Annotated in this window: 15 protein-coding genes; all 15 read right to left on the bottom strand. The window is 47.1% G+C overall.

Features of this window, described 5'->3' with window-relative positions:
- Positions 1-3: 3 nt before the first annotated feature.
- Complete coding sequence (gene csaB, locus FS818_RS21295) at positions 4-1,161, bottom strand: polysaccharide pyruvyl transferase CsaB (protein ID WP_145334474.1); 1,158 nt, start codon at positions 1,159-1,161, stop codon at positions 4-6.
- Positions 1,137-3,158 carry a DUF5693 family protein gene (locus FS818_RS21290; RefSeq protein ID WP_145334472.1) on the bottom strand — a complete coding sequence of 674 codons (2,022 nt, stop codon included), beginning with the start codon at positions 3,156-3,158 and terminating at the stop codon, positions 1,137-1,139. Before FS818_RS21290 ends, csaB begins: the two co-directional genes overlap by 25 nt.
- A gap of 191 nt (positions 3,159-3,349) precedes the next feature.
- On the bottom strand, positions 3,350-5,071 hold the full coding sequence (locus FS818_RS21285) for a phospho-sugar mutase (RefSeq protein WP_145334470.1): 1,722 nt from the start codon (positions 5,069-5,071) through the stop codon (positions 3,350-3,352).
- A 315-nt stretch (positions 5,072-5,386) separates the two neighbouring features.
- The gene (gene fabZ / locus FS818_RS21280) at positions 5,387-5,818 is read right to left on the bottom strand and encodes a 3-hydroxyacyl-ACP dehydratase FabZ (RefSeq protein WP_090922893.1); all 432 of its coding nucleotides are present in this window, start codon (positions 5,816-5,818) and stop codon (positions 5,387-5,389) included.
- A gap of 481 nt (positions 5,819-6,299) precedes the next feature.
- The gene (locus FS818_RS21275) at positions 6,300-6,527 is read right to left on the bottom strand and encodes a DNA-directed RNA polymerase subunit beta (protein ID WP_145334468.1); all 228 of its coding nucleotides are present in this window, start codon (positions 6,525-6,527) and stop codon (positions 6,300-6,302) included.
- 11 nt (positions 6,528-6,538) lie between these two features.
- Positions 6,539-7,375 (bottom strand): flagellar hook-basal body protein, encoded by an 837-nt coding sequence (locus tag FS818_RS21270; RefSeq protein WP_145334466.1) that lies wholly within the window; start codon positions 7,373-7,375, stop codon positions 6,539-6,541.
- Positions 7,376-7,454: 79 nt separating this feature from the next.
- A complete protein-coding gene (locus FS818_RS21265; RefSeq protein ID WP_145334464.1) occupies positions 7,455-8,339 on the bottom strand; it encodes a flagellar hook-basal body protein in 885 nt (294 codons plus the stop codon).
- A gap of 102 nt (positions 8,340-8,441) precedes the next feature.
- Positions 8,442-9,440: a rod shape-determining protein gene (mreB, locus tag FS818_RS21260; RefSeq protein WP_145334462.1), complete on the bottom strand. Its 999-nt coding sequence runs from the start codon at positions 9,438-9,440 to the stop codon at positions 8,442-8,444.
- 220 nt (positions 9,441-9,660) lie between these two features.
- Positions 9,661-9,948: a sporulation transcriptional regulator SpoIIID gene (gene spoIIID, locus FS818_RS21255; protein WP_024632710.1), complete on the bottom strand. Its 288-nt coding sequence runs from the start codon at positions 9,946-9,948 to the stop codon at positions 9,661-9,663.
- Positions 9,949-10,119: 171 nt separating this feature from the next.
- A complete protein-coding gene (locus tag FS818_RS21250; protein WP_145334460.1) occupies positions 10,120-10,857 on the bottom strand; it encodes a stage II sporulation protein SpoIIQ in 738 nt (245 codons plus the stop codon).
- Positions 10,858-11,251: 394 nt separating this feature from the next.
- The gene (gene spoIID / locus FS818_RS21245) at positions 11,252-12,637 is read right to left on the bottom strand and encodes a stage II sporulation protein D (RefSeq protein WP_145334458.1); all 1,386 of its coding nucleotides are present in this window, start codon (positions 12,635-12,637) and stop codon (positions 11,252-11,254) included.
- A 464-nt stretch (positions 12,638-13,101) separates the two neighbouring features.
- Positions 13,102-14,448, bottom strand: coding sequence for a UDP-N-acetylglucosamine 1-carboxyvinyltransferase (gene murA / locus FS818_RS21240; protein WP_145334457.1), 1,347 nt, complete (start codon positions 14,446-14,448; stop codon positions 13,102-13,104).
- A gap of 521 nt (positions 14,449-14,969) precedes the next feature.
- Entirely contained in the window at positions 14,970-15,227 is a 258-nt protein-coding gene (locus tag FS818_RS21235; RefSeq protein ID WP_145334455.1) for a DUF1146 family protein, read from the bottom strand.
- Between the two features lie 634 nt (positions 15,228-15,861).
- On the bottom strand, positions 15,862-16,266 hold the full coding sequence (locus tag FS818_RS21230) for a F0F1 ATP synthase subunit epsilon (protein WP_145334453.1): 405 nt from the start codon (positions 16,264-16,266) through the stop codon (positions 15,862-15,864).
- A 63-nt stretch (positions 16,267-16,329) separates the two neighbouring features.
- Positions 16,330-17,733: a F0F1 ATP synthase subunit beta gene (gene atpD, locus FS818_RS21225; protein WP_145334450.1), complete on the bottom strand. Its 1,404-nt coding sequence runs from the start codon at positions 17,731-17,733 to the stop codon at positions 16,330-16,332.
- Positions 17,734-17,758: the final 25 nt, after the last annotated feature.

Here is a 17,758-nt window from a genome sequence, read left to right as displayed (position 1 = left end):
ATCTCATCCTTTGCGGCCTAAATAGGTAATAATTTGCTTGGCAGGCTCTACGGCCTCCTGCTTCAATGCAGTAATACGATCTTCATGTTGCTTCAACCATTGTGAACGCTGTTCCAGCAATCCAGCAACCGTTTCTGCAAATTTATCCCCATCCAGTGAACTGGTATTGCCTGCAGGCTCGCTTTCCAATCGAAGCAGGAACTGATCGATTTTGGGATCATACGAGATACCAACAGGCGGAACATACTGTGAAGCCGCGTAGATCAAACTATGCAGACGCATACCGATCATCAGATCACAGCGACTGACTTCCTCCAGCATTTGTTGAGGATCAGTCACATCCTCCGTAATGCTAATTTCGCTACCTTTAACTGTCACATCTCCGAGCATTTCCATAATAAACCGGGATGCTTGCACGTCATCGGGCAGATGAAACGGCATAAAGCGCAGATGCACAGCCTTCTTCGCAACCAACTTCTTCAATCCGGCCGCAATGGCGGTCAGTTCCTTGCGATCCGATTCCCAGAACCGAACAGACACACCGATCACCGGCAGTTTGGCGTGATCTGATTGTCCCTCCGCAATGGAAGTGTCTGCTTCTTCCCGAACCGGTGATGCTGTATCCGGCAAAGGTAACCCCATCACTGGGTCAGGCACGACATGAATCTGATTCCACTTTAGTCCAAGACGACGCAGATAATCTGCGGATTGCTCGTCTCGAACCGATACATAGGTACAGGATTTAAATACCGATTTGATCATCGGGTTAAAGATTTTACGGTGAACAGGGCCAATACCCTGCGCATAAATAAATGTAGGCTTTTTCAACCACTGAGCCAGCTTGATCACACCCAAATAATAAGGAATGGACTTCAGTCCCGTCGCATCCTGCAACAGACTTCCGCCGCCACTGATGAGTCCATCACTTTCCTTAAGCGCCTCACGAACTTCCTTCAGCTTCATACGATGTACAGCACGGACGCCATACATCGAGGTTGTCCACTCCGGATCAATGGAGAGCACAATCGGTTCAATGGTAACATTGGACCGCTGGCTCTCTTCCTGGAGGGCAGTCAGAATGGATTTCAGCACTGCTTCATCTCCGCTGTTGCGGAATCCATAGTACCCTGAGATGACTAACTTTTTAGAAGTGGTGACCATTTTTTCCAACATCCTTCCGCGACTTGCCACACACCCACAGCAATGATACCAAAGATCAAGCCAAGTCCGAGTCCCATCACCCCACGAATCAGTGACAGTACGGCTGGTGTATGAATATGCGCAAACGTATCTACCATAGACAATTGACCCATCGTGGCGATGATTAGCGCAAAAATCACTTTACGGTATTTTAAAGCGGCGAACACGCCAACGATAAACAGCGGGTGTCCCAGTACAAATTCTTTGAATCTAGGCCGTACGCCAAACGTATCTTCCAGTGTGGTACGCAGGAACATCTCAAATGGTGTGACAGAACCAGCGTTACCTGTACGGCTCAAATAATAATATCCAACAGCAGCGGCAACAAGCGCCAGTACAACCATCAAAATATTGATTGGCATACGAAGCATGTCTTTCACTTGTTTCACAGAGATTGAACCGGAACCGCGATAGAATATAATATAGACCGCAACCAGACCAATCGGAGCGAAGTGCAACAAGCTGACCCCACGGAACTGGTTAATAACCAGGCTGTACGTAATGCTATTCAATAATGCGATCACAAAAGGTACAGCTACGAACGAAATGATCGATGTTCTTACATATAAAACAAGGGTCTGTGCCAAACGACGACCCGCAGGGGCATCCGGTTGACGCAGTTGTGTTGCATTCACTGTACGAACAGCCAATACCATCGCAATGGTTGGTGCGGAAATGGCCGCCAGCAAGGCGATTCCTTGCTCCAGCAATGTAGGTTTCAACAGGAACAGACCCGCGCTTCCTACTAGTCCAAGAAGGAACACTGCAATGGTGAATACTGGTGCAAAATATGAAACCATTAGCGTGATCAAAGCGATTGCTCCGATGAGAGCGATCAGCTTCGCATACCGTTGAATAGACGAATCTTTCACAGTGAATGCTTCAGCTTGTCCAAGCTCAAAGCCGTGTTTGGCCATACGTTCAACCGCATGTCCTGGCTCACCCAAACTTTTGATCAGATTTTCAATCGGGTCTGTAATCTCAGCTTTGGCCGTGTTCCGGCTCGGTGAAGCGTTCATATAAATCATGCGAATATTACGGTCCTTGGTTGCCAATACAAAACGGTCGGCAATGGTATCTTCTTTCAGATTCGCATCGGAATCGCTTAGTGAGTAAAGACGAGTGACGTTGTAATCGATTTTGTAAGCCAGCGTCTGGAATCCTGCCTGCGGCTTCTTCAGATTTTCAATCGCCGCCAGACCAATATGATGTTTGTTCAGGAGCTGAGCAAACTGATCCAGACTTTTCATCTCTGCATTATCATTGTACCCTTTCACTGCATCCCCATCAAACAGGATACGTGTTACGCCATTCTCTTCGAAGAAGGTTAGCAAACGTTCCATCGATTGTTGGTTGTAAGGTACCGTGTCGGAGATACGGGGTAAAATATGAAAACCTTTATCACGCAGCATGTTCACCGCAACCGGGTCAGGCTGCATCGGCTGCATGTTGGCATTCTCCGGCGGTGTCTGCAATATTAAGCCGCTGCGACCTTCATACTCCCATGGTTGAACCGGGATCTGACGCTCAGCGAACGTTTGTTCAATAATAGGGGTATAGGTCTGTGCATTCTCTTCAGATGTGAACAATACATAGGTATAGTTCGCGTTGGAAGGAATCACTTCTTTGGTCATATTCGCAAGATCCTGACCTGAGTAAACCATCAAGCGGCGCGTTTTTTTGAGTTCATCCAGCGTACTCTCAAACACAGCCATCGTTGTCACACCAGCGTCTTTCAGACGTGTCATTTGTTCATCCATAAAATCTTGCGGGTGAGCCTGATACGCGGAAATATCCAGTAGCCCTCGGTAGTTGAAGACCAGTTCTACTTTGTTCGCAGAAGATTCTGTTTGCACCCGATCACGGATAACCGGAATGGATGCCACCAAACCAATAATAACGATGAGCCACAACCACTTCCGGGAAGCGTTATTCCAATAAAGCCATTTTTGACGCACTACGTGTACCTCCTCAGTTGTTGGAACCAAATGCCCGTTCTGCTCTTAAAATTGTTACGTTCAGCATGTGTTAACATGCCCTCTAATATGCCAGCACACGATCCATTTTATTTCAAAGAAAAACCCCTCCGCCAACCAACCTTACGGTGCGGAGAGGCCTTCTGCATCTTTTTCTTACAGTACCATTTGTTTTATTGCGCGTCTACACGCGACATGACTTCCGAAACCAGACGTTCGATCTGGCTCTCTGCATCTTGCAAGCTCTCACCGCGGACAGCAAAGTATACTTTGATCTTCGGCTCTGTACCAGAAGGGCGCAGGCAGAACCATGATCCATCCGCCAAAATAAATTTCAGCACGTTCTCCTTCGGCAGACCGTCCAGACCCAAGGAGTAATCCAGCACTTCCTGTACAGCGATGCCAGCAACTTCCTTCGGTGGGTTAGAACGCCAATCGGTCATTTTCGCTTGAATCTGTGCGACTCCGTCTTTGCCTTTCAGGGTGCGAGACTCCAGTTTCTCCAGGAAGAATCCGAACTGGTTGTACAGCTCCTGCAACACATCGTAGAGTGTTTTGCCTTGACTCTTATAGTAAGCAGCCGCTTCGGCAATTAACATCGAGGCAAGAACAGCGTCCTTGTCACGGGCATAGTTGCCGGAGAGGTAGCCATAACTCTCTTCATATCCGAAGAGGAAGGTGTGACTTCCGGTTGCTTCGAACTGGTTCATTTTTTCACCGATATATTTAAAGCCCGTCAGGGTGTTCATCACTTCTGCACCGTAATGCTGAGCGATAACTGCACCCATCTCACTCGTTACAATCGTTTTGATTACTGCACCGTTACTTGGAAGAGCGCCTGTCTCTTGGAGACGACTGAGCAGATAGTGTACCATAATGGCACCCGATTGGTTACCAGACAAGACGAAATATTTGCCATCCTTGTCTTTCACGACAGCTCCCATACGGTCTGCATCCGGATCTGTACCGATCAGAATGTCTGCGCCTACGGATTCGCCCAGCTTCATTGCCAGCGTGAACGCTTCGCGCTCTTCCGGGTTAGGGGACTTCACTGTGGAAAATTCAGCATCCGGCTGCTCTTGCTCCGCAACGATATATAATTGCTCGAATCCGATCTGCTCCAGTACGCGGCGAACCGGAAGGTTGCCTGTACCGTGTAGCGGTGTATATACGATTTTGAAATCACGGCCGATGCCGGATTGAATCAGCTCACGGCTTAGACTGCGGCTTGCCACGGTGTCTACGAATGCCTGATCGTCTTCTTCACCGAGCCAAACCAGCAAACCTTGTGCTTCGGCTTCTTCGCGCGTCATTTTTTTCACATCTGCGAGAGAAGGCACCTCTTGAATGTACTGAATCACTTGCTCCGCTTCATGTGGTACCAGTTGCCCGCCTTCGTGATTGTACACTTTGTATCCATTGTACTCCGGCGGGTTATGGCTTGCTGTTACAACGATACCACCTGTCGCTTGCAGATGACGCACACTGAAGGACAACTGTGGTGTAGAGCGCAGGGAAGGATACAACTTGGCTACGATACCATTAGCCGCCAGCACCAGCGCCGCATCCAGCGAGAATTCAGGTGAGAAATGACGGGAGTCATGTGCGATGACAACAGAAGGTTTACCTTCCTTGTCTCCATGTTGCTCCAGCAAATAACGGGCAAAGCCTTGTGTTGCACGACCGACCGTATATTTGTTCATCCGGTTGCTACCCGCACCAATCACACCGCGCAATCCACCTGTACCAAACTCCAGGTTTCTGTAGAAGCGCTCCTCCAGCTCTTTGGGTTGATCCTTTAGATCACGAAGCTCCTGTTTCGTTGCTTCATCAATAGAAGCATCCTCCAACCATTGTTGCAACGTCTCGGCTGCTGCTGCGCTTAACTGTTCCATATCCAATAAGCCCCTTCCGTCTATATAAAATTCTATTTATGCACGTAGCTGTTCAGCGTAGTCATAGGTTGCACTAAAGATATTTACACCTGCACTCCAATGACAGAGCAACCTTCCAATCGCTGTTATCCCCAGATTTTTTGTATTCCCTTTTCTAAAAGGGAAAAATCCGGTGATAAGCATATGCTTCCGATGTAGCTTTCTTTTAGAAAGCTTTCAGGCGAACGCTTCGCTTTTTCAGGTTTTCTCTGTCCTCTCCGTTTAAGTGTAAAGAATTAGTCAACTTATTTGCATGATATATACATGCCTATGTAATCAGCTTGGGTCTGACAGTGCAAACATGATTTCGCCTTCAGCGACAATTTTGTCATCCACGCGAGCAGTAGCTTGACCTTTACCAATCGAACCTTTCAGACGTGTAATTTCTACTTCGAGAATTAACGTATCCCCAGGCACAACTTGACCACGGAACCGGAAATTGTCGAGTCCCGCCAAGAAACCAATTTTGCCTTTGTTCGCTTCTAAATTCAGCATAGCTGCTGCTCCAACCTGAGCCAATGCTTCTGTGATCAATACGCCTGGCATTACCGGATACTCTGGAAAATGTCCAATGAAAAACGGTTCATTAATCGTTACATTTTTCAAACCAACCGCACGTTTGCCGTCCTCCATCTCTAAAATTCGGTCCACCAACAGGAACGGCGGGCGATGCGGGATAATCGATTGAATTTGTTTGATATCTAACACAATTTAATCTCCTCTCGGGGTGTTTATACGAGGGCTCTCCATCATGCAATAATGGCGGCGCAATAGCGTCGTTTCGGAAAGAGATCGTTCTATGATCGCCATTGTCCCTGAATTTTTTTGATTCCATTATAATGGGTATAATTCTGTGACAAACGCGAGCGCTTTGCTTCTTTTGAACGATTCTCTTCCCTCCACTTACTGTAGTGCGGAAACCATTAAACGAGCATGATTAAGTCGATCCTCATATAAATGAGTTTCATTTTTAATGTTGTATGAAATGTTGATTTAGGGTTAACACTAGTTATATCCTTCATGACTGCAGTAGTGAAGGTTGAGATAAGGGGTCTCTCTTCGCGATGACAAGCAATGTCTTTCGCAGGGGAGGCCTCTTCTGACGTTCAACGTCATCCATCATTATACTGTTTTCAACACCAAAAAGAAAACTCCTGCCTGCGCAGGAGTTTTCGCTGAACTCGTTATCTTAGGGAGCAAATACCAGATCATAGACATGCTTCCAGGTACTCCATTGCCATACGGAACCGATATCCTGTTTGCCCAGTACCACATATCCAGCGACCATTCCGCCAGCGAGGGCAAGAACAAGCAAAATCGGAATCAGAAACCATCTTGCGATGCGCCGCCAACTCTTCTTTTTCTTCTTGACTTCCTTCTGTTCCGGCTTGCTGTTCTGCTGCTGTGTTTCTGTCATCCCATTCACCTTTATGCTCTCATATTATTGGCAAGACCCGCCATAGAATCACTGGATGTAAGCGCCCGTGCCGCCAGTTGATATGTCCGCTGACCCTGCATGAGCAACGCCATCTCCTGCGTCATATCCACATTGGACTGCTCAAGAAAACCCGTACGTATCGATGCCTGTGGCTCACGTGTTGCTGCATTCGCCCCAAACACATCGTCCTCGGTTACCCCGGCATCCAGCCCAAACAAATTTCCGCCTAACTGAACCAGTCCTTCAGGACGTTCGATATCCACCATCTGCAGTTGTCCCCTAATTACGGCATTGCCATTGCCCTGACGCACCAACAAATTACCTTTCTCATCAAAAGCAACTGTGCTGTCTTTCGGAGCAGTAACGGGCTCTCCCTGACGATTCAGAGCAAAATGGCCATCGTCATTGACGAGCACCATCAGGTCAGGATCATTGGGATTTGCCTTCGGTCGCATATCCGGTACAAAATGAAATGCCCCTTGTCGTGTCCACACTTTCTGACCCCTTTCCTGAACAGCAAACAACGCATTACCCTCAATAGCGAGGTCTGTAGGGTTGCCTGTCTCCATCATGCTGCCTTGGGACATATCTCTGGTGAGATTGACCAGACGTGCTCCAAAACCAAGGTTGTACCCCATCGGTGTTGAACGTCCATCCTGCTTGTACTTATCATCTTGTTGCTGTGTACGGGTCAATACATCTTCAAAACTTGCCTGTTTACTTTTATAGCCTGCCGTATTCACGTTGGCAATATTATCGGAAATGACATCCAGCCGTTGCTGGATCGCTGTCATAGAGACCTTGGCACTAATCATGGAATTATTCATGCGGTGGCTTTACCTCCCTGCTTCTCTTTGCAAAGGGCCTATTGCCCATTACTACGCGGTTATATGGTGACGGTTAGCGCTAGACACGACCAACTTCATTAACGGCTTTGTCCAAACTACGATCATAGAACTGAATGACCTTCTGATTCGCTTCATAGGCACGAAATGCAGCATTCATGTCAACGGTAGCCTGTGAGGCGTCCACATTCGATCCTTCCAGATAACCTTGATGGATCTGGACAACATCCGCAGCACCCATCATACGTGCAGTTGCTCCATCCTCTTCATTCAGACTATAATTACCGTCTCCTTGACGAACTAGCTGATTCGGCTGGTCAATAATGCTGATTCCAAGCCTAACGTCGGTTGGTGCACCTGTAACCGCATTAACAAGGCGGCCTATCTCATCCACTTTAAATTGCTCCACAGAACCTGTCAATACAATGGGTTGCCCGTCCATATCCATTACCTGGGAACCGGTGGAAGTAAGAAGCTGTCCGGTTGCGCTCACTTCAAAATGACCATCACGTGTATAACGGGTATTACCACCTGCATCACGAACCGTAAAATAGGCTTGTGGCTGGTATGTTACCGTTCCATCTGCCCCTACAAATTTGCCGGAAGCATCAAACGGAATAGGCTCCAATGTTTGTGGATCATCCACATTTATATTGGAAGAGACTGCAAAATCACTATTTCGCTTCGTTTCCATAAGAGCGCCTTGAACATTCATGGATAAGCTTTCCTCGGCAAATACGCCCGAGTTGAGTTTGCCCAGCCGCTTTGTTGGAAGATTGGCATCCCCGCCCGTTAAAGTAATGAGCATTTCCGGGAAGGAGCGGTTTACACTGTTCACCTGTTTGTATCCCGTTGTGTTCATATTTACGATATTCTGTGTAGCAGTGTCATGGCGGCGTTGCTCTGTGATCATTCCCGCAGCAGCGGTGTACAGACCTCTTAACATGAATGAACCCCTCTCCTCAAACGCTTGTCCCTGCATAGCAGGTAGCTGTTTGTCCGTTCTGTTCACCTCAGCGGTGAACCTATTGCTTTTTATATCGGCAGACTAGAACTTTTTCTTAACCACTTGATCCAAATTATTCAGCATAATGCCAGTTCCTTTTACCACGCAGTGCATCGGATCCTCTGCAACCCATACCGGAACATGCAATTCATTGGACAACAGTTCATCCAATCCGTTCAGCAATGCACCTCCACCAGTCAAAACGACACCACGGTCAATAATGTCCGCAGACAGTTCAGGTGGTGTGCGCTCCAGTACCGACTTGGCCGCAACGATAATGGATTGCACGGAATCCCATAGCGCTTCCTGCACTTCACTACCTGACACAGTGACTGTAACCGGCAGACCGGTTACCATATCGCGGCCGCGAACATCCATCTCGGCTTGAAGACCCGCCGGGTTAACGGTGCCAATCGCGATTTTGATATCTTCGGCTGTACGTTCTCCGATCATGAGTTTGTATTTGGCTTTAATATACTTGATAATCGCTTCGTCGAACTTGTCCCCCGCAACTTTAATAGAAGAGGCGGTGACTACGTCGCCCATAGACAGGACTGCAACGTCAGTCGTTCCGCCGCCGATATCCACGACCATATTGCCGCTCGGCTGGAAAATATCCATACCTGCTCCGATAGCAGCCGCTTTCGGCTCTTCTTCCAGGAATACTTCTTTGGCACCGCTGCGCTCCGCAGCTTCACGGATGGCCTTTTGCTCTACGGAAGTGATATTCGTTGGTGCACAGATCAAAATTCGCGGGTGGCTGTACCAGCTTCTTGCCCCTACACGACTAATGAAATGTCTAAGCATGGCTTCCGTAATTTCGAAGTCCGCAATAACCCCATCGCGCAGCGGTCTAATGGCAACAATGTTACCCGGCGTACGCCCCACCATACGACGCGCCTCTTCCCCTACAGCAAGGACCCGCTTCGTATCGCTTTCAATGGTCACGACGGAAGGTTCATTGAGCACAACTCCGCTTCCTTTCACGTGAATAAGCACGTTTGCCGTGCCAAGATCAATACCGATATCCTTGCTAAACATAAAAGAGCCCCCAAAGTGATATTATTTGGTCAGCGTATCCTGTGAAAAAGTGTCTCTTATCACGTCACCGCTCGTTCGACAAAGTGCAACATATATATGTAAAAATCGGGCTGATAAGATGTCATAATTCGATCCTGTACCAGCTTTTAACATATCATACTTCAGGGGAGGGATTCAATCCATGCTGTGAGCTTTTTGGCCTAGTTCTCGAAGAACTTGCTTATGATTTGGCGGAAGCCAGCACCTCACGTTTTTTTCCACTCGTTTTTTTGTACTTGATTTTGGTCGCTTCACCGCCCCGCAAATGACGGATCGACTTATGATATTCCAAAATGTGTTTGACCTGGTCAGCAAGATCAGGGTTGATTTCCGGCAGACGCTCCGTCAGATCCTTATGCACAGTACTCTTTGACACGCCGAATTCTTTGGCAATGGTACGGACCGTATTTCTTGTCTCAACAATGCAGCGACCAATTTTGATGGTCCGTTCCTTGATGTAATCGTGCACGCTCCCGCCTCCCTACTGTGTGGATAGTTTGGTACATTATATGAGGAGCATGCCTATATATTCGCGGTTTAGAGGTGTGACAAGCTTCGAAGGTCCCATTATTTTCTGAAAAGCATAAAAAAAGCAGAGGTTATTCACCCCTGCCCATCCTGTTAGTGCGGTAAAAATCATTTATTTTTCCGGAAGATATCCTTGCGGGTTTACAGGCTGACCATCTTCATAAACTTCAAAGTGAAGGTGGTTCCCCAGGTTTTTGCCAAGCTCGCTCACACCGGCAGATGCAATCGCATCTCCTTGCTTCACTTCATCGTCCTGTTTTACTTTGACGTCCGCAAGGCTTTGGTATACGGTTTTCAGGTTATCGCTGTGAGTAATCTCCACGACTTGACCTGTAAGCGGATTTTGCTCAACACGTGTAACTTTACCGCTGAGTGCTGCCTTGACTTCAAATGATTTGTTATCGCCGCGTGCCAGGTCGACACCCGTATTGGGAATAAATGTGTCATTGTACTGCACCATCGCTGCTTCATGCTCTTCACTTGAAGCCTCGTTGTCATAGAATGGTTTCACAACCGAGATCTCGGACGGAGATGCTACTGGCCAAACAAAATTTTCCGACTTTGCAACAACTTCCATACTTTCCTGATCCCCACCTGTAACGGCTCCCTCATTGCTCGCTGCGCCGGTTTCTACTGATTCTTTAGGAGAGTCCGGGTTCAGCGCTTTATCGCCTGTTCCCTGATAGACCCACACTAGAGTTAGTATAATGCCTGCTGCTGCGATGTAGACTGCCGGGAAAACCCAACGTTTGGACATTGCTTTTCTCCATGAAGAGGGCTGAGCCGCCGGTACTCCTTGAGTTGTTTTAGGAGTTTCTTCTTGGATTGATTTTTTGTTGTTTTCATTCATCTTGATCACCTCAGTAACAAGTGTTACCGGGTGCAACTCTTTTATACACGCGCGACTCTAAAAATTTTCACGCAGCTTTCAAAGAGTGCTATATATGGGTGGTTAGTGCGTGCACCGCTCCGGGGCCAGAAAACCTTTCGACCGCTGGTTACTACCCGAATTTCTTCGATCTCCTTATTCAAAGGTGAAACTCGGTAGTAAAGGCAAGTTTATGCTTCCGATGCAGCTTTCTTTCAGAAAGCTTTCAACTTCGTTTCTACAGGCCTTTTCTGTCCCCTACGCTCTCCGTACAATTTCACTTTACTCATCATATATAGCCAAATCTTAAAAGCTCCGTAGTGGGAGGGTAGTAGAGAAACATCCTTCATAGTTATCAATCTAATCATCTCTTCTCTTATTTTGAGGCTAGCATCCTGGATGCCTGTCCAAACGAGATTCCCGTGTAATAATGTTTCAGAATCTCTGTAGCCGTGTGCCCCTCCTGCGCCATACCATTTGCTCCCCATTGACTCATACCCACTCCATGGCCGTAACCATACGTTGTAATCTGCACTTCATCGCCTACTGTTCTCCAGCTGAATTGGCTGGATCTGAGCCCGAGGCGTTTGCGGACTTCCGGGCCACTGAACGTTTCACCTGCAATCTGCATTTCTTTAATACGATGCCCTTTGGTTGTAGATAACACTTTGATCCAGGAACCGTTCTTTTCTGCTGAGACGGGAATTGCATCCAGGTTCATCTTCCGCAAAATTTCACTGCGTTTCATCGTAATTGTTTCTTCAAAACCTGGTGCAAGCTCTTTATCCCATGGGCTAGCTACACTTTTCAAATAGGGAACAACGTTGCCCCACACATCCTCTGCATTTTCCGTATATCCATTGCTGGTTGAGAAAAATGATGCTGTGATCGCACGACCCTGATACGTCATAACTGCGTCGCGGCTTTCACGAACGGCCTGCTGAAGTTTTTGCCATTCCTTCGTTTTACCTAGCCTTGTCCAATCTGCCTTTACCTGATCTGGTGGAATGAAGACCTGATGACTAATCGTATCCGTGACATCTGCTATGCCTGAAGGCACGCCACTTGTATCATTTGCAACAAGTCTTCTCACGATAAATGTGCGAGCAGCTATCGCTTGCGCTTTTAACGCTTCTAACTTGAAGTCTGCTGGCATCTCCGCAGCAACTACTCCCGTCACATATGTCTCAAGCGGTAATTCCAACGTTGTCCCGGTAGCAGACAAGTAAATACGCACCTTCGGCTCAGGATAGCTTACAGGCGCTGCAGGTACAGGATTAGGAGACTGTAGACTGGTACCAGAGTTCATACCTGTAGAAGCAGGCGTTGATTTTACCTGTTCGCCTGCCCGCGGCCACACCAGAATGACCGGAATGCATATCGCCAGAACAAGCAGTGCTGATACCGCTACTGCGGGCTGCCAACGCCCTGGGTGGCGCCCCCAGCGGTGACGGCGACCGAATGAACGCATACGACGACGTTTCACCTTACGAAACGCATCCAACTCAATAAGCGGGACATTATTATGCTCTGTGGCTTCCCGTTTCGGTTCCTTCGCTACATGTTCCCCACGTTTCGCATGTACCGTTTCTTGCTTGCTCCCCATTACTATTTGCACCTTCGCCATCTGTAACGAGTTACCTCTCTTCTTCTCAGAAGCCAACCTGTCTTTCTCTGCATCCTGAGTTGAACTCTCCTCTGATCCCTGCATTCCGGGCCGCGGGGCAAGAGGTACTTTCACCTGTACACGAGCTTCCTTCATCCGTGATAACCCTCCGTTGTCGATGACCAGGTCATGGCTGGTTTTTTCTCAAATCCATAGTTTAAGATATGAGTTCACTCGATCTGATAGAACCGGATTTAAGAGAAACGCGAAACGTTGCTATCTAATAAGCACCTCTTCCTTTGTAGAAGCAGATGGCTGAAAATATTGCTGCTACGCGGGTTACACAGTGCATCTTAATCAATGCACCTGATCTTTCATATGGTCCAAATAGATATAAGCCTAAATATTATGTTATACAAAGTTAGGATCAGGTATTAATAGAATCAGGTCCTTAACAGACCATCCTCTATATCGTTTAACTTGTAAAAAGAACACAAAAAAAGCCAAGCCCGGAGGCTCAGCTTCATAATCAAACAGATATGATCCATTTGATCTTGTTCCTGCATTTTCTACAGAAAGGTAGCTATGCAGAAATAACGCTATGTGATATAAACGAGGGTTTACACCCAAGTTGGTTGTACTTTAAACATAGGAACTTCTTCCTCAACCTTTTCGCTAGGCGCCTTAACTGCATCCAGCTTAGGCTCTTCCACCGAAATTCGGTAGATATCTGCCCCGAGGCCATTCAACTTTTCTGCCAAATGTACATAACCACGGTCGATGTGATGTACACCACCTACCTCAGTTGTGCCCTCAGCTACCAAGCCAGCAATGATTAGAGCAGCCCCTGCACGCAGGTCTGTAGCTGTCACTTTAGCACCTTTCAGCTTAGCATTGCCGGTAATGATGGAGGATCTTCCTTCAACTTTGATTTCTGCGTTCATCAGTTGGAACTCATCAACATGCATGAAGCGGTTTTCAAAAACCGTTTCCGTGACAACGCTAGTTCCTTCGGATGCCAATAACAAAGCCATCATTTGGGATTGCATATCTGTCGGGAATCCTGGGTATGGTAACGTTTTGACATCCACTGCTTTGAGTGGACGGTCTGCAATGACACGCACACCATTCTCGTCAGGCTGTACAGTTACGCCCATTTCTTCAAGCTTAGCAATAACGGAACCCAAGTGATCAGAGATGGCACCTTCAACATATACGTCACCACCAGAGATTGCTGCGGCAGCCATATACGTACCTGCTTCAACACGATCCGGGATTACGGTATGCTTAACGCCAGACAGCTTCTCTACGCCTTCGATACGAATGACGCCTGTACCGGCTCCGCGAACTTTCGCTCCCATCCCGTTCAGGAAGTTAGCCAGATCGACAATCTCGGGTTCTTTCGCCGCATTCTCCAGAACCGTTACACCTTCGGCTAAAGTTGCAGCCATCATAATATTTTGAGTAGCTCCAACGGAAGCCACATCCAGATAAATTTTCGCCCCGCGCAACCGCCCTTGGCTACGTGCTTCGATATAACCTTGGCCCAAGCTAATCTCGGCTCCCATGGCTTCAAACCCTTTGAGATGCTGATCAATCGGTCGTGTACCGATGGCACATCCCCCAGGCAGTGAGATTCTTGTTTGACCCAAACGCGTCAGCAAAGGCCCCATGACCAGAAAAGACGCCCGCATTTTACTAACCCATTCATACGGGGCTTCACAGGAAGTAAGGTTCTCCGCATTTACGGTAATCACTTCGTCCCGGTATGTAACTCCCGCTCCTAGCGATTCCAACACTTTGTTAATCGTCATCACATCGTCTAGAGGAGGTGCGTCAATAATAACGCTTTGTCCTTCTTCCCCTAAGAGAGAGGCAGCGATGATCGGAAGAACAGAATTTTTAGCGCCGCTAACTTTGACACTTCCGGTCAACCTTTTGCCACCGCGGACGATAAATTTGCTCATCATGGTTCCCTCCGCGCTTTTATTCCCTTTTCCTCATTCCGGAATACGTAAGCCCCACTGTGACAGAAAGGACTGTTGCTGTGTGTGGAATTTCGACAAATTCTGGCATGTACGCACAGATGTCTGATCAGAAAAGAATTGGTTTGTATAATTCATATCGATGATACCATGTGTACTGTACATCCTGCTTCATGGCTCGAAAACTCATTTAAAAGGCCATCTTAGCATCAGAACAGACCAATTGGGATGATTTTTAGCCGGTAACTACCGGATATCCCCTTTATAACCTACATAATTAGTGAAAAATTGTGAATTCCCTAACTTCCATCATAACATTGTTGAATTGTTTGATACAAGCATTTTTTACATAAACATTTCAAATTCGGTCAGTTAAACGTTCACATTTCTTTCTTATATTTTGTCCGACAGCTCATACTCTAATTGTTAACACAATTAATCGATGTTATTCGACAATGAGCCGCTTGAAGAACCTAACAGATGATTAACCAACCATCTCGACATTAAAACAAATTTCTTAACATTTGAGTCCAGGACAAATAATCAATAACAAAGCCAGCAACGGCATGCCCTAGAATAATGGCCAGCAACAAATGTAACAGTCTCCCCTGAGGACCTTTCGGCTGTCTGATCACTAAATCCAATTTCAGATTTTGCAATGACCACCATGTAATCGCTATACATATAAGAGAAACGAAAATTGAGATCAGGCTGTTTGTGCTCAATGTCTGGTTCACCTGATTCGCCAGATCATTACCCATATCTTCTTACCTCCACCTTGATTGTTGCAACGATCGGCATATCATATGCCTAGCCCCCATAACTTGTTAGTACACAGGAATGTGTGAAGCAGAAAAACATCTCTGTTCTACGCTCAGGTCCCCCTCGAATTGACAAGATCTCTGATGCCTACGTGACCAAGCAACAACAATTCAACTCTGCAAGATAATGAACATCTAGCGCCCTACTTCCTGCATCTGCTGACTCTAAGGAATATAGGCTGTTTCACTATTACTTGTCAACTACATTGATTTCCACTTCAAAAAAAATTTTAATTTGTATCCGCCAGTATTGTGTGACTAAAACGACATAAAAGAGCGTTATAACGATATCGATTCTGTCATTTCCTCGGAAATAATTCTACTGAATCTCGTAAAATTAGTTCTATTAGGGGGATATGCCCATACTACTTAAGTCCTACATATTATTCACCTGATCATTGAAAGGTGAATCTAATCATGTGAAGCCATTCATACTATATAAAGAGAACACTCTCTAACATTCAAATCCATGAATACTGTAGTGGTATACCATCGTTGTACTCCACTAGTTTAATTCCCTCAAAAATGATTAAAAGAACCCGGTAGACTAGGCCACCGGGTTCCTTAAATCACTTTATTTGCCGTACACGTTAATCCGGTTAACCGCTTTTTGCAAAGCAATCTCTGCACGGCGGTGATCAAAGTGGTCCTGATTGCTCTGACTGGCAAGCCGGCGTTCTGCCCGCTCTTTAGCCGCACGCGCACGATCCACATCAATACTTTCCGGGAATTCGGCACTCTCCGCGAGTACAACAACCTTATCTTTTCGTACTTCGATAAAGCCGCCGCCAATGGCAACCTGCTTGTTCTCTTTTCCGTTTTTAATAATGATTGGTGCAATCTGTAAAGGTGTGACCATCGGGATATGACCTGGGAGAATCCCCAGTTCCCCTTCAATACCGCGAGCAATAATGCTGTCCACTTGTTGTGAATAAACAAGACGCTCAGGTGTTACAATTTCCAACAAAAAGGTGCTCAATTCCATCCCTCCTGAAACTATCCGAAGGATAGCTCGCTTCATAAGGACAATCCTGGACTCAGATTATACCAGTGTTTTAGCTTTCTCCACTGCCTCTTCAATCGTACCCACGAAGAGGAATGCTGCTTCCGGCAGATCGTCATGCTTGCCTTCGAGAATCTCTTTAAAGCTGCGCACCGTTTCTTTAACCGGAACGTATTTACCCGGAATACCGTTAAATGCTTCAGCAACGTGGAAAGGCTGGGACAAGAAACGTTGAATTTTACGCGCACGATATACGAGCGCTCTGTCTTCTTCGCTAAGCTCGTCCATACCCAGGATCGCAATGATATCTTGAAGTTCGTTATAACGTGCCAAGATACGTTTAACACCTTGTGCAACACTATAGTGCTCTTCGCCAACAACTTCAGGAGACAAGATCCGGGAACTGGATGCGAGTGGATCTACCGCTGGATAGATACCCATCTCGGAGATTTTTCGCTCCAGGTTTGTTGTTGCATCCAAGTGAGCAAACGTTGTTGCAGGAGCAGGGTCAGTGTAGTCATCCGCAGGTACGTAGATCGCCTGGATGGATGTAACCGATCCTTTTTTCGTTGAAGTGATACGCTCTTGCAATTGACCCATTTCTGTTGCCAGCGTAGGCTGGTAACCTACCGCGGAAGGCATACGTCCAAGCAAGGCAGATACTTCTGAACCCGCTTGGGTGAAACGGAAGATGTTATCGATAAAGAGCAACACGTCACGGCCTTCTTCATCACGGAAATATTCCGCCATCGTCAGACCCGTGAGGGCTACACGAAGACGTGCGCCTGGTGGCTCATTCATTTGTCCGAAGACCATTGCAGTTTTGTTGATAACGCCGGAATCACTCATCTCGTGATACAAGTCGTTACCTTCACGTGTACGCTCACCAACACCGGCAAATACGGAGATACCGCCGTGCTCTTGCGCAATGTTGTTGATCAGTTCCTGAATGGTTACCGTTTTACCTACACCGGCACCACCGAACAGACCGATTTTACCGCCTTTTGCGTAAGGAGCCAGCAAGTCGATAACTTTAATACCTGTTTCAAGCATTTCCGCTTGGGTAGTCAGTTCATCAAATGCAGGAGCAGAGCGGTGAATCGGATTTTTGTGTTCAGCTGCTACTGTACCGCCAGTATCGATCGCTTCGCCGAGTACGTTAAATACACGACCCAGTGTCGCTTCACCGACAGGTACAGAGATTGGAGCTCCAGTATCTACGGCTTCCATGCCACGTACGAGACCGTCCGTGGAGGACATCGCGATACAACGTACCCGGTTGTCACCCAGATGTTTCGAAGCTTCGAGTGTAAGATTTACACTAACACCGCTTTCGCTTACTGTAGTGATCGTAATGGCATTGAGGATTTCCGGCAGACCGCCGCGATCAAACTCGACGTCAACAACCGGACCCATGATGCTCACAACGCGTCCTTTGTTCATCTTAACGTTCCCCTCCTACAAGCCT

Origin of the sequence: Paenibacillus xylanexedens (assembly GCF_007680605.1) — a bacterium.
Classification (GTDB): domain Bacteria; phylum Bacillota; class Bacilli; order Paenibacillales; family Paenibacillaceae; genus Paenibacillus; species Paenibacillus xylanexedens_B.
Note: the sequence above shows the minus strand (reverse complement) of the source record. Positions and strands in the feature narration are given on the sequence as shown.